A 12,403-nucleotide genomic window follows, 5' to 3' on the forward strand; every position below is an offset into this window, starting at 1 on the left:
GAAACCTCACGGCTTCGCACCGGTAACACGACGACACACGAGAAAGATCGGCGGCGACCCACCATGCGGCTGCGCGCACTGCTGGAGACCGACGCGCTGGGCCTCCGGCTGCTCGGTGGCGAGGACGAGCTGGACCGCACCGTCCGCGGCGTGATGACGACCGATCTGCGCGACCCCAGCCGCTACCTCTCGGGCGGCGAGCTGGTCCTCACGGGTCTGGCCTGGCGCCGCGAACCGGCGGACTCCGAGCGGTTCGTCCGCATCCTGGCCGCCGCCGGGGTGGCCGGGCTCGCGGCGGGCGAGGCGGAGATCAGCTCCACCCCGGACGACCTGGTCGAGGCGTGCGCGCGGCACCGGCTGCCGCTGTTCTCCGTGGACGAGACCGTGTCGTTCGCGTCCATCACCGAACACGTGGTCCGGCAGGTCTCCGGCGAGCGCGCCGGCGATCTGGCCGCGGTCGTGGACCGGCACCGCCGGCTGATGACCTCGGGCCCGGCGGGCGGCGGCCCCGAGGTCGTCCTCGACCTGCTCGGCACCGACCTCGACCTGCGCGCCTGGGTCCTCTCCCCCACCGGCCGCCCGATCGCGGGCTCCTCGCTGGCCGGGGCGGGACCGGCGCTCCCGGCCGAGGTCAGCGCCGCCCTGGCGGGCGAGCACCTGGCCGCGGCCCGTTCGGGCCGGCCGGGCCCGCACCGGGTGACCGCGGGCGGCGCCACGTACTCCCTGTTCCCCATCCGCGGCACCGCCCTCGGCGACCCGCGCGAGACCGTGCTCTCCGACTGGCTGCTCGCCGTGGAGGCCGACGCCGGGGACTGGCCAGCCGAACGGCTCGACCTGCTGCACGGCGTCACCCAGCTGATCGCCGTCGAGCGCGAGCGGCGCGAGGCCGCCCGCACGGTGCGGCGGCGGCTGGCCCAGGAGGTGCTGGAGCTCGTCCAGACGAACGCCTCGCCCAACGAGATCGCCGCCCGGCTGCGCGTCGCCGCGCCCGTCCTGCTGCCCGGTCCGGGCGCCGCCCCGCACTGGCAGGTCGTCGTGGCCCGGGTGGAGTGGTCCGACGGGGACGCCGACGCGCTCCCCGCCGGGCCGATCGCCCAGAGCCTGCTGGAGGAGGTGCTGGTCGCCCCCGACGCGACCGGGACCGAGCCCTCCGAGCGGATCGCCGTCGCCCACACCGACGACGAAGCGGTCGCCCTGGTTCCCCTTTCCGTCGCCGCCGGTTCGTCCGACGAGCCCGGCACCGGCGGCGACGCGGGCCTGCACGCCGACGCGCTGCTGGCCGCCGTCCGCGCCCCGCTCTCCCGGGGGCTGGACGGCGACGGCCGCCTCACCCTGGGCGTGAGCGCCGCCGTCCACTCGGCGGAGGGCCTGCGCGGCGCCCTGGAGGAGGCCCGTCACGCACGCCGCGTCGCCGCCGCCCGCCCGGGCCGCGTGTGCGCCGCGGGCCACCAGGAGCTCGCCTCCCACGTCCTGCTGCTGCCGTTCGTCCCCGACGACGTCCGCCGCGCCTTCACCGCCCGCCTCCTCGACCCCCTGCGCGAGTACGACCACCGCCACCGCGCCGAACTCATCCCCACCCTGGAGGCGTTCCTCGACAGCGACGGCTCCTGGACGCGCTGCGCGACCCGGCTGCACCTGCACGTCAACACGCTGCGGTACCGGGTGGGCCGCATCGAGCAGTTGACGGGGCGCGACCTGTCGCGGCTGGAGGACAAGCTGGACTTCTTCCTGGCCCTGCGGATGAGCTGACGGGGGCTCACACGGCGGCGGGCTCCCGGAAGGGAGGGGCCGGGGGCGGGAGTACGGGCCCCTGGTGCGCCTTCTCGTCCTGGAGAGCGGTGAGCCGGCGGACGAACAGCATGGCGACGACGGCCGCCACAATGTCGACGGCGTCGGCGACGAACAGCACCTCGACCGCTCGGCGGACCTCCTCCAGGGTCTCGGCCCTCGAGTACATCCGGCCGCCCGTGCGGCCCAGGGTGAAGGCCGCGATCAAGAGGCCCCACCACCAGTTCATGAGCGTGCGGGGCACGCGGCGGGGCGATCCGTCCGGCTCGTGCGGCAGGCTCGCGCTCCAGATGTCGTTGGCGATCCTCTTCGGGAACCACACGTTGACCACGGGCACGATCCAGCCCCAGACCGCCCAGCCGCGCCTCATCCGGTGCCCGTCCGGACGGAAGACCTCGGCGTTGATCCGCACCCGGCGGAACCAGATGATGAAGACAACGGCGGTGGCCAGCACCGCGGCCGCCTGCGCGATCCCGGAGACCAACTGGAGCAGGTCCGCGTGGTCGGCCTGGAACTCGTAGGGCTCGTCGCCGCCGATCCACCGGTCCACCAGCCCGAACATGGTGGACCCGGCGTAGAGCGAGAAGACGTCGGCCAGGACGCATAGCCCCAGCAGCGCGACGACCGCCCACGAGAGCCCCACGGGGGAGGCGAGGCGCGGGGCGGGGACGTTCGGGCGGGGTTGCGCGTACCGCTGCGGAGCAACGAGCAGGACGGGGGGCGGGGCACCGGCCTCACCGTTCGCCACCGCTTCGCAGGGGGCGCAGCGGCCTGACGCTCTGACCTTCTCCGTCTGCTGACATCTCGAACACAGCATGCAATTACCTTTGTTCACTTTATTGGGGCGCGAGAGACCGCACCGCATCAGTGACATGTATGAGGCGCATGAGGTTGTACGGATCCGGCCGGCCGTTCCCGTTCAGTCGGGCGGCCGCGGTTCAGGCCGGCGGCCCCGGTTCAGTCGGGCGGCCGTGTCCCGTCCGGCGCCCGCCGCGCTCCCCGGACCAGTCCGAGGTCGGCGTAGACCGTCGCCCGTGACACGCCGAGCCGTTCGGCGACGACCTGCGCGGCGCGGCTGAGCCTGAACACCCCGCGGGCGTCGAGGGCTTGGATCACCAGGAGGCGGTTCTGCCGCGAGTCGTGGGCCAGCGGCCGGCCGAGCCGTTCCTCCTCCTGCTCGATCACGGCGGTGACGATCTCGCCGATGTCGTCGGAGAAGACGGTCGTGGCCTGCGGAGCCGTGTCCACCGCGCCGACCAGGGCGGCCATCGCCTTGGCGGCGAGCCGGAGTTCGGTGATGTCCAGGTTGACGCAGAGGGATCCGAAGACGTGGCCGGAACCGTCGCGCAGCAGCAGGGTGGACGACTTGACGGTGCGGCCGTCGGGGGTGCGGGTGATGTAGTTGAGCTTGTCCTGGGCGGTGTCGCCGCGGGCGAGCATCTCCAGGCCGATCTCGCTCATGGCCCCGCCCACCGTGCGGGAGGTCACCGTGCCGGCGAGGGCCACGACGCTCGCGTCCGGGTGGCGATAGTCGTGCAGCACCACCTCGCACTGGGCGCCGAACGTGGCGGCGAGGCCGTCGACGACCGGGCGCAGGGCCCGCAGGACGGCGTCCGCGGTGCTGTCGTCGGCCGACGGCGCCGCGGGAGCTGCGGAAGCCGCGACGGGAGCCATGGGCTGTGCGCCCTCGGAGGGCGCCGGTGACGGCCGCGCCGCCCGCCCCGCTGATGCCCGTGATGTCATCCCTGCCTCCGCACGCCCATCGGCTCCGCCATTCCGTCCGGGCCGACCGGGCCGTCGGGGCCGTCGGGGCCCGGGAGACCCGTCCGCCCGGCCGCGCCCACCGGCCCGCCGGACACGTCCGGCCCGTCCCGTCTGTCCGGGACGAGACTAGAAGTACGTCATCCGGGATCGGCGCTTCAAATCTTGACGAACTGTCTTGATCGCCGGACACTCTGCCTGGGGCGGAATGTGTCCAGGATCCTTATGTCGACCTGGAGGCGCCGGATAAACCGGTGGTGCGGGAGGAGGGGGTGGCTCATGACCCTGCGCGTGACGATGTGGACGATGTGGCTGCGGGGCCGCCTGACGCACGCCCTGGCCTCCGCGGCCTCCCTGGCCTCTCTGGTCCCCGCCGGGCGCGTCCGTCTCACGGGCCCGGTGGCCGGTACCGGCAGACGCGCCGCCGCCGCCGTTCCGGCCCTGCTCCACGGCACCCCGCCACGCTGTCCGCCGGACCACCACCGATGACCGGCCGACATGACGTATTACGAGGCATTACGAGGTATGCACGAGGAGAGGGAACGATGCGCTTTCCGGCCGAGCGGCCCACCGGCCCGCTCCGCTCCTACGGTTCGCCCGGCGCCGACGACCCGCTCCACCCGCACGGCCCGTTCGGCGCGGTGACCCTGCGGTGCGCCACCTGCGGACGGCCGCACGCGCTCGGTGACCTGGCCTGGCGGTGCGCCGACTGCCACGGCCTGCTGGACGTCGACGGGTTCGCGCCCGCCATGCCGAACGCGGTCGAACTGGGACGGCGTCCGCCCACTCTGTGGCGCTACGCCGAGGCGCTGCCGATGCCCCGCCCGCCCCGCATCAGCCTCGGCGAGGGGATGACGCCGCTGATCGGCGCCCCCGGCCGGCCGGACATTCTGCTCAAGGCCGACCACCTCATGCCCACCGGCTCGTTCAAGGACCGCGGCGCTGTGCTCCTGGTGGCCCTGGCCGCCCGGCTCGGCGTGCCGAGGATCCTGGCCGACAGCAGCGGCAACGCGGGGACGGCGGTCGCCGCCTACGCGGCCCGCGCGGGGATCGCCTGCGAGGTGTACGTACCGGCGTCCACGTCCGAGGGCAAGGTGGCCCAACTGCGCGCCTACGGGGCCGTGGTGCACCGGATCGAGGGCTCCCGCGAGGACACTGCGGCCGCGGCGGCCCGTGCGGCGGACGAACCCGGCACCTTCTACGCCAGCCATGTCCACCACCCGTTCTTCCCGCACGGCACCAAGACCTACGTCTTCGAACTCTGGGAGCAGCTCGGCGGCCGGCTCCCCGGCACGCTCGTCCTCCCGGCCGGCAACGGCACCCTCGTCCTCGGCGCCCGTCTGGGCTGCCAGGAGCTGCTGGAGCAGCGGCTGATCGACCGGCTGCCGGTCATCACGGCGGTGCAGGCCGCCGGTTGCGCACCCCTGGCCCGGGCGGTCGCGCGGGGCGGCGAGGTCCCGGAGCAGGTGATCGACGAGGGCACCGTCGCCGAGGGCATCGCCGTCGCACGGCCCGCCCGTGGGGCGCAGGTCCTCCGGGCGGTCCGGGAGACGGGCGGCACGGTGCTCGCCGTCCCCGACGACAGCATCCGCGCGGCGCACCGGGAGCTCGCCCGCAACGGGCTCTACGTCGAGCCGACATCCGCCGTGTGCTGGGCGGCCCTGCAGGACGGGCTCGTACCGCTGCCCCCCGTCGAGGGCGACCGGCCGGTCGCCGTGGCACCGCTGTGCGGGAACGGGCTGAAGGCGAAGCCGCCGGTGTGACGCGCCCCTGAGTGCGGGCGCCCTCCGGGTACGGGGTGCGCGCCACGCCCGTCCGCCCTTTCCCTGCCTCCTCCCGTCCACGACGGGCAGAACGTTCGAGGACCCATGCACGCCCTGCACCCCCTGCTGTCCGCCTTCGTCCCCCTCTGGGCGCTCACCGCGGTGGGGTACCTGGTCGGCAGGACGGGCTTGCTCGGCAGGGACGCCGAGGACGTGCTGGGACGTTTCGTCTTCCATGTCGCCATGCCGGCGGCCCTGTTCGGCATGCTCTCCCGGACACCGCTCGGCAGCTTCGCGAACACCTCGATGCTCGCCTTCGCGGCCGGTACCGCGCTGGCCCTCTCCCTCGGCGCGGCCGCCGCGCGGTGGCTCTTCCGCCGGCGGCCCGCGGAACAGGTGGTCGGCGGGCTGGCGGCCGGTTACGTCAACGCCGGGAACCTCGGCATCCCGGTCGCCGCGCAGGTGCTGGGGGACGCGTCGTTCGTGGCGCCGGTGCTTCTCTTCCAGTTGCTGCTCGTGACTCCGCTGATGCTCGCCCTGGTCGGGGCCGGACGCGACGGGGAGCGGGAGCAGACGGGACACGGCGGGGGCCGGGAGCGGGCCGGACGCGACGGAGGCCGGGAGGCGCAGGCCGGTCGCGTCGGAGTCCGGGAGCGGGCCGGAGGCGTCGGGGTTCGGAAGCGGGCCGGACGCGATGGGACCGGGGCGCGGGTCGCGCGCTCCCTCGCCGCCACCCTCCGCAATCCGATCGTCCTGGCGGCCGCCCTGGGCGCCGTCTTCTCCGCCGCCGGCTGGCGGCTCCCGGGCGCCCTCGGCGGCTCCTGCGACCTCCTGGGCCGGGCGGGCGTCCCGACGGCGCTGGTCGTGCTCGGCCTGTCGCTGCACGGCCGCCGCCCGGACGCGGGGACCGGGGCGCGGGCCGAGCTGGGCGTGGCGGTCGCCGTCAAGACCCTCGTCCAGCCCGCCTCCGCCTACGCCATGGGCCGCTTCGCGCTGCACCTCACGCCCCACCAGCTCCTCACTGTCGTCGTCTGCTCGGCCCTGCCCACCGCGCAGAACGTCTTCGTGTACGCCCGCGAGTACGGAGCGGGGGCCGAGCTGGCGCGCAACACGGTGGTGGTCTCGACGCTCGTGTCCATGGGGACGCTCTCGGGATTCGCACTGCTCCTGATGCCGGGGCGGTGAGGCCCGCGCGGGGTCCCGCCGGGACGGTGAGGCTCGCGCGGAGGTGGGCTCCGCCGGGCGGTCCAGGCGAACAGCCCGGTTCAGGCGAACAGCCGGTCCAGGTACTGATCGACGGCGGCGAGCGCGTCCCGCGGCTCAACCACGTTCAACTCGATGAGCGGGGTGAACCCGGTGAGGGCGAGGAGCAGATCGGTCTCGACGGCCGGGTCGCGGCCGGGGCGGATGTGGCCGTCGGCGACCGCCTGCCGGACCAACTGCTCCACGAGGCCGCGTCCTCGCAGCATGCCGTCGCGGGCCCGAGCATGGATCTCCTCGTCGTGCAGCGCCTCAAGGACGTAGGCGGCGCTCATCCGGCCGGCCGCCCGGGCGTCGGCGTGCAGCGGGAGCATCTCCGTGAGCATCACGCGGAGCACGTCGCGGGGGTGCGGCCGGTCCCCGAACTCCTGGAGTCCCCGGCTGACGCGCAGGGATGCCTGCTCGGACGCGAAGTCCATGGCGAACGAGAGCATCTCCGCGCGGGTCGCGAAGTAGTGCTGCAGCTGCCCGTGGGACATGCCCGCCTCCCGGGCGACCTCCCGCAGGGTCAGGTGCGCGACGCCGCGCTGCTCCACCACCCGCCACAGCGCCCGGGCGATCGTCTCGCGGCGTTCGCGGTGATCCACCTGTTTCGGCATCGTCGGCTTCTCCATTCGTTTCCATACGCTTGACATAATACAACTGGCCAATAAAACCTGGAGGCCCGAAGGAGGAAAGAAAGCAGGAAGGAAGCGACATGCCCGAACAGCCGACAGTGCGCACCACTGAGGGCCTGGTCGAGGGCCGTTGGCGGCGGGGGAACGCCGAGTTCCGCGGCATCCCCTACGCCCGGCCGCCGGTGGGGACGCTCCGGTTCGCCGCTCCCGCCCCACCGCGCCCCTGGGAAGGAACACGGCAGGCGGCCGAGTTCGGGCCCCCGCCGCCGCAGGCCGGCCCGACCGCCGTCGGCCCGGCGGAGGGCACGGACTGGCTGACGCTGAACGTCTGCACCCCCGATCCGGGTGCGGCGGGGCTGCCGGTGCTGGTGTGGATACCCGGCGGCGGCTATATGACGGCGGCCTCCGGCGACCCGTTGTACGACCCGGCGGCGCCTGCCGCGGCGGGTCTCGTCGTGGTGAGCGTCAACTACCGTGTGGGGGCGGAGGGTTTCGCCCTCCTCGAAGGCGCCCCGCCCAACCGCGGATTCCTCGACCAGATCGCGGCCCTGCACTGGGTACGGCGGAACATCGCCTCCTTCGGAGGGGACCCCGGCCGTGTCACCGTGGCCGGGCAGTCCAGCGGGGCGGGTTCGGTCGCCGCCCTGCTGACGATGGAACGGGCGCGCGGCCTGTTCCGGCGGGCCATCGCCCACTCGGTGCCGGGCCTCCACTGCACCCCTGCGCTGGCGGAGCAGGTCGCCACCGTCCTCGCGCAGCGGCTCGGCGCGGCACCCACCGCCGCGTCCCTCTCCGGCGTCGACCCCGCGCGCCTGGCCGAGGAGGTCACCTCCCTCAGCGCCGGGCTCCACGACCACCGCGAGCGCTGGGGGCGACTCGCCGGGATCGGTGCCGTCGTGTGTCCCGTCCTCGACGGCGACGTCCTCACCGAGACCCCCTGGTCCGCGCTGACCGGCGGCCGCGCGAACGGGACCGAACTCCTCGTCGGCCACACCCGCGACGAGTTCCGGCTCTTCAGCGTCATGACCGGACGCCTGGGCACCTTCACCGACCAGGACGCCCGCACCGCCCTCGACCTCTTCGCCCCCGCACCGGACGGCCCGGACGCCTACCGCGCCGCCCACCCGGGGGCCACCCCGGAGGAAGTGCTGGAAACGGTGTACTCCGACGCCCTCTTCCGCATGCCCTCCCTGCACCTGGCCCGGGCGAACACCGCAGCCGGCGGCACCTCGTTCCTCTTCGAGCTGCGCCTCCCCTCCCCCGCCTCGGGAGGAATCCTGGGCGCCTGCCACAGCCTCGACGTCCCCCTGGCCTTCGGCACCCTGGCCACCCCCACCGGCAAGGCCCTCGCCGGCGACCCGCCCACCCCCGAGATCGTGGCGGTGTCACACGAACTCCAGCAGGCCTGGGCCCGCTTCGCCACCACCGGCGACCCCGGATGGTCCCCCTACCACCCCGACCGGCAGCTCACCCGCGTCATGGACGCCGTATCCGAGACGGTGCCCTATCCCGAACAGGCCTCCCACAGGATCTGGGAGGAGCACTTCCCGGCTCCCTTCGACGTGGTGGACGCCCCGGAGCCGTAGAAGACCAGGCGGCGCGCCGCGCCGGGGGTCAGCCGCGCACGTGCAGCCCGAAACCCGTGCGGCCCGCGGGCTCCAGGCCCTCCTTCAGGTGCAGCGAGGGAATCTCGTAGTCGCCGAAGTTCTGCGGCCGGAACGCGATCGGCTCGGTCGACTCCAGGGTGAGCAGGCGCTGTTCCCAGGCCTTGGCGACGTCCGGGTAGTTCTCGGCGGTCATCCGGTCGGTGCCGTACAGCACGAACGGCGGCAGGACCTCGATGCCCGGGTAGTAGAGGATGCCGTGGTGGATCGGGAACAACAGGTCGTCGATGGGACCGTTGATCCCGCGAGCGGCGTAATGCGACTCCGGGCCGCCGGCGGTCACCGACAGCAGAGCCTTCCTGCCCGCGAGGGTGCCTTCGCCGAAGCGCTCGCCGTACTTGGTGTCACTGTGCTCGCCGACGCCGTAGGCGAAGCGGTAGGTGAACACCCGGTCCACCCAGCCCTTGAGGATCGCGGGCATCGAGTACCACCACAGCGGGAACTGGAAGATGACCGTGTCGGCCCACAGCAGCTTCTCCTGCTCGGCGAGCACGTCCGGGGTGAGCGTCCCGGCGTCGAAGGCCCGGCCCGAATCCCGGGCGACCTTCAGCGGACTTGAGGCGTCGGGCCCGTAGTCCGCGGCGTCCACGACCGCCTTCCAGTTCATCGCGTACAGATCACTCACCCGCACCTCGTGCCCGGCGGTCTCCAAGGTGGACACCGCGAGGTCCTTCAGCGAGCTGTTGAGCGACTTCGGCTCCGGGTGGGCGTGGACGATCAGCGTCTTCATCAGAACTCCTTCGGATCGATGCCTCCGATCCTGGGCGCCACGGAGCCCGGCGTTCAGGGGCGCATCGTCCATCGGACGGGACTTCCTGGTATCGACAGGACCACCTTCTCGGGCACCACCGAGGCCATACTGGGAACATGGACGATCTTGCGGGCTTCCTGCGGACCCGGCGTTCCCGGGTCGACCCGGCGGCCGTCGGCATCCCCACCGACAGCCGCCGGCGCGTCGAAGGGCTGCGCCGCGAAGAGGTCGCGCACCTGTCCGGAGTCAGCGTCGACTACTACGTACGCCTGGAGCAGGGCCGCGCGACCCAGCCCTCCGAGCAGGTCCTCGACGCGCTCGCCCGCGTCCTCGGCCTCGACGGGACCGAACGCGGACACCTCCACCGGCTCGCCCGGCAGCCCCGCCGCCGCGCGAAGGCGCCGGGCGGGCGGGTACGGCCGGAGCTGCTGCGCGTCCTCGCCCTGGTCGCCGACGCACCCGCGCTGATCATGGACCACCGCCTGGACGTACTCGCCGGCAACCGCCTCGCCGGCCTCCTCTTCGGCCGGCCGATACCGGGCCTCAACACCGCCCGCCACATCTTCCTCGAGGAAACCGAGCGCGGCCTCTACGCCGACTGGGAGAAATGCACCCTTGACGTCGTCGGCCACCTGCGCCTGGCCGTCGGCAAATACCCCGACGACCCCCGCCTGGCCACCCTCATCGGCGAACTGGCCATGGGCAGCGAACGCTTCCGCCGTCTCTGGGCCCGCGCCGACGTCCGCGCCCGCACCCACGGACGCAAGGCATACCGACACCCGCTGGTCGGACTGCTGGAACTGCACCAGGAGAACTTCGCGCTACCCGACGAATCAAGCATGGAGCTGCTGGTCCTCTCCGCGGCCCCCGGCAGCCCCGCCGAGGACGGACTGCGCCTGCTCGCGCGCCTGGGCGCGGACGACGATGACGCGCATCCCGCAGTGAACGCCCAGATCCGCGAGTAACGCAACGGCGACTTCTACAGGCAGGCACGAAAGTGCCGTGGGTTCGCCGCCGCCGAATCGGCCAGATATACCCAGTCAGTTGGAGGAGACAGGTTGCCCGCCATAACCGATCTCGGACCCGTTGCCTGGCCACCTGCCCCGATCAGAACCGACCGGCTCGTGCTCCGCGAGTCCGAGGCCCGGGACCGTGCGGCGTTCATCAAGTTGTTCGCCTCACCCGAGGTGGGCACCTACGTCGGCGGTTCTCGACCGCGTGACGAGCTCGAACGGGCGGTGCCTGAGGTGCCGGGGCGGCGCCCCGGCTTCTTCGTGGTCGATCTCGACGGCGCGATGACAGGCATGGTCACGCTCGATCGGCGCGACGCGGAGCGTCAGGGACGCGTCCGTCCGGACGGCGGGGAGACCACGCTCGGCTACATGTTCCTCCCAACGGCGTGGGGACGTGGGTACGCCGCTGAGGCCTGCGCGGCGGCACTCGCCTGGTTCGCCGACGCGCTTCCCGGCGAGCCGGTGGTGCTCTGCACCCAGACCGCCAACGACCGCGCGATGCGCCTCGCGGCGAAGCTGGGGTTCACCGAGGTGGAGCGGTTCGAGGAGTTCGGCGCCGAGCAGTGGTTCGGCGTGTGGTCCTCGGTCACGCCGTCCGGTTGAGCTCGTGCTCGGAACAGGTGGCGCGCAGTACGGCAGTTCTTCGAGTTCCCAGCCAACCCCACTTACTGCTGGAACGATGTGCGAGGGGAAAGACAATGAGCACCGCCGAAGAGCAGGACCGGCTCCTGCGGGGACCCAGAAGGGCTCTCGAACAAGCACGGCAGGACCGGGCGATGTGGGCCGACCTGGCCTACCGCGCCCAGATCACCGACGAGGGTCCCATAGCCGACCGCAACAGAGCCGCCCGCTTCGCCGTTCTGTGGGCACTGCAATACGACCGCCGCCCCGAGGACCTGCCCCTCCTTCGCTTCCTGCTCCAGCAGCAGACCACTTACTACCGCGAAGCCGTCCCCTGGGGCCTGGCCCCCGACCTGACGCTGGCGGGATTCCTGGTCGCCGAACACCGGCAGGTGGAGGACCTGTGGCTGCACTGGGATGCCAAGAACATCAGCTTCGATACGGCGCTGGGCTACCACCTCTACCATCTCTTCACCCCAGGCATCACCGCCGCCTCGGAAACGGTGCGATCCAGCTCCCACCCCGACCGCGAACGCATCCTGCGCGACATCACATCGGCCCGGCATACCGACGCCGCCATCGAGGAGTGGCTGGATCAGCAGCGCGCACGATTCCCTTCCGACCCGGCCGACGAAGGACTCAAATCATGGGCCCAGCACGCCGCTCGCCTCGGCGAACGCGAGGCGTCCCGCCTGTTCCTGACGGAGTGGGCGGCAGGCGAGCCCCGAACCGACGCCACACTCAACACGCTGCAGTTCCACCTCGCTCAGCTCGGCTACCTCGCCGAAGCCGTGGAAGTACAGAAGGAAGCCATCACGATCAGTGAGCTCTTTCAGCGTTGCCGCTCCAGGGTGAGGACGGCTCGGGCGATTGCCGACATTCGATTTGGGCTGCACCGGGCTCTGCGGAAGATCCGCCAGGACTTCAGACGGGCCACGCCTCGCTCGACCGGTGCCCGCGCTGCCGAGAGTGCGCGGTTGACCGTGCGTTGGGTCGGTGACAGGTCGCCGCCCGGCGGGCGTCTGACGGGTGTTGTCACCCATGGGCCGGCGCCCAGGTAGGCGCGGTCGGCGAGTACCGGGATGCCCTGGCGTTCGCAGATCCGGATGATCCGGTGGGTGCGGGCGGCGGTCAGGTCGTGGGTGCGGCCGGGCAGTGCGGGCGA

Annotated in this window: 12 protein-coding genes; 7 read left to right on the forward strand and 5 right to left on the reverse strand. The window is 72.8% G+C overall.

Translation table 11 applies throughout. The features are described 5' to 3' along the window. Positions 1–63: 63 nt before the first annotated feature. Entirely contained in the window at positions 64–1,749 is a 1,686-nt protein-coding gene (locus HN013_RS23840; protein WP_171169565.1) for a PucR family transcriptional regulator ligand-binding domain-containing protein, read from the forward strand. A 7-nt stretch (positions 1,750–1,756) separates the two neighbouring features. On the opposite strand, the gene HN013_RS23845 is transcribed toward HN013_RS23840, so the two are convergent. Together HN013_RS23845 and HN013_RS23850 are read right to left on the reverse strand one after the other, a co-directional pair. After that, positions 1,757–2,536: a DUF4328 domain-containing protein gene (locus tag HN013_RS23845; RefSeq protein WP_312018698.1), complete on the reverse strand. Its 780-nt coding sequence runs from the start codon at positions 2,534–2,536 to the stop codon at positions 1,757–1,759. A 209-nt stretch (positions 2,537–2,745) separates the two neighbouring features. After that, positions 2,746–3,462 (reverse strand): transcriptional regulator, encoded by a 717-nt coding sequence (locus tag HN013_RS23850; RefSeq protein WP_171169569.1) that lies wholly within the window; start codon positions 3,460–3,462, stop codon positions 2,746–2,748. Positions 3,463–3,828: 366 nt separating this feature from the next. Here HN013_RS23850 and HN013_RS23855 point away from each other — a divergent pair, with 366 nt between their 5' ends. The 3 genes from HN013_RS23855 to HN013_RS23865 all read left to right on the forward strand — a co-directional run bounded on the left by HN013_RS23855 (position 3,829) and on the right by HN013_RS23865 (position 6,497). After that, positions 3,829–4,038 carry a hypothetical protein gene (locus HN013_RS23855; RefSeq protein WP_171169571.1) on the forward strand — a complete coding sequence of 70 codons (210 nt, stop codon included), beginning with the start codon at positions 3,829–3,831 and terminating at the stop codon, positions 4,036–4,038. A gap of 56 nt (positions 4,039–4,094) precedes the next feature. Continuing rightward, positions 4,095–5,312 carry a threonine synthase gene (locus HN013_RS23860; protein WP_171169573.1) on the forward strand — a complete coding sequence of 406 codons (1,218 nt, stop codon included), beginning with the start codon at positions 4,095–4,097 and terminating at the stop codon, positions 5,310–5,312. 105 nt (positions 5,313–5,417) lie between these two features. Further along, positions 5,418–6,497, forward strand: coding sequence for an AEC family transporter (locus HN013_RS23865; RefSeq protein WP_171169575.1), 1,080 nt, complete (start codon positions 5,418–5,420; stop codon positions 6,495–6,497). Positions 6,498–6,577: 80 nt separating this feature from the next. Here HN013_RS23865 and HN013_RS23870 read toward each other — a convergent pair whose 3' ends face one another. Next, positions 6,578–7,171 (reverse strand): TetR/AcrR family transcriptional regulator, encoded by a 594-nt coding sequence (locus HN013_RS23870; protein ID WP_171169576.1) that lies wholly within the window; start codon positions 7,169–7,171, stop codon positions 6,578–6,580. Between the two features lie 98 nt (positions 7,172–7,269). Here HN013_RS23870 and HN013_RS23875 point away from each other — a divergent pair, with 98 nt between their 5' ends. Then, positions 7,270–8,775 carry a carboxylesterase/lipase family protein gene (locus HN013_RS23875; RefSeq protein ID WP_171169578.1) on the forward strand — a complete coding sequence of 502 codons (1,506 nt, stop codon included), beginning with the start codon at positions 7,270–7,272 and terminating at the stop codon, positions 8,773–8,775. A 28-nt stretch (positions 8,776–8,803) separates the two neighbouring features. Here the strand turns inward: HN013_RS23875 and HN013_RS23880 are convergent, their stop codons facing one another. After that, on the reverse strand, positions 8,804–9,583 hold the full coding sequence (locus HN013_RS23880; protein WP_171169580.1) for an NAD(P)H-dependent oxidoreductase: 780 nt from the start codon (positions 9,581–9,583) through the stop codon (positions 8,804–8,806). A gap of 137 nt (positions 9,584–9,720) precedes the next feature. Between HN013_RS23880 and HN013_RS23885 the strand changes: the two genes are divergently transcribed. Beyond that, complete coding sequence (locus HN013_RS23885) at positions 9,721–10,569, forward strand: helix-turn-helix transcriptional regulator (RefSeq protein WP_171169582.1); 849 nt, start codon at positions 9,721–9,723, stop codon at positions 10,567–10,569. Between the two features lie 102 nt (positions 10,570–10,671). Continuing rightward, positions 10,672–11,220, forward strand: a complete 549-nt coding sequence (locus HN013_RS23890) for a GNAT family N-acetyltransferase (RefSeq protein WP_171169591.1) — start codon at positions 10,672–10,674, stop codon at positions 11,218–11,220. Positions 11,221–12,070: 850 nt separating this feature from the next. Here HN013_RS23890 and HN013_RS23900 read toward each other — a convergent pair. Next, a partial coding sequence (locus HN013_RS23900) for a transposase family protein (protein WP_249375315.1) occupies positions 12,071–12,403 on the reverse strand: 333 nt, incomplete at its 5' end.

Source organism: Streptomyces sp. I05A-00742, from assembly GCF_013055795.1.
Taxonomy (GTDB): Bacteria; Actinomycetota; Actinomycetes; order Streptomycetales; family Streptomycetaceae; genus Streptomyces.

Excerpts from the sequence above, each read along its gene's own strand:
- HN013_RS23840 (WP_171169565.1), top strand. The coding sequence starts at position 64 with ATGCGGCTGCGCGCACTGCTGGAGACCGACGCGCTGGGCCTCCGGCTG.
- HN013_RS23850 (WP_171169569.1), bottom strand. The coding sequence starts at position 3,462 with ATGGCTCCCGTCGCGGCTTCCGCAGCTCCCGCGGCGCCGTCGGCCGAC.
- HN013_RS23855 (WP_171169571.1), top strand. The coding sequence starts at position 3,829 with ATGACCCTGCGCGTGACGATGTGGACGATGTGGCTGCGGGGCCGCCTG.
- HN013_RS23860 (WP_171169573.1), top strand. The coding sequence starts at position 4,095 with ATGCGCTTTCCGGCCGAGCGGCCCACCGGCCCGCTCCGCTCCTACGGT.
- HN013_RS23865 (WP_171169575.1), top strand. The coding sequence starts at position 5,418 with ATGCACGCCCTGCACCCCCTGCTGTCCGCCTTCGTCCCCCTCTGGGCG.
- HN013_RS23870 (WP_171169576.1), bottom strand. The coding sequence starts at position 7,171 with ATGCCGAAACAGGTGGATCACCGCGAACGCCGCGAGACGATCGCCCGG.
- HN013_RS23875 (WP_171169578.1), top strand. The coding sequence starts at position 7,270 with ATGCCCGAACAGCCGACAGTGCGCACCACTGAGGGCCTGGTCGAGGGC.
- HN013_RS23880 (WP_171169580.1), bottom strand. The coding sequence starts at position 9,583 with ATGAAGACGCTGATCGTCCACGCCCACCCGGAGCCGAAGTCGCTCAAC.
- HN013_RS23885 (WP_171169582.1), top strand. The coding sequence starts at position 9,721 with ATGGACGATCTTGCGGGCTTCCTGCGGACCCGGCGTTCCCGGGTCGAC.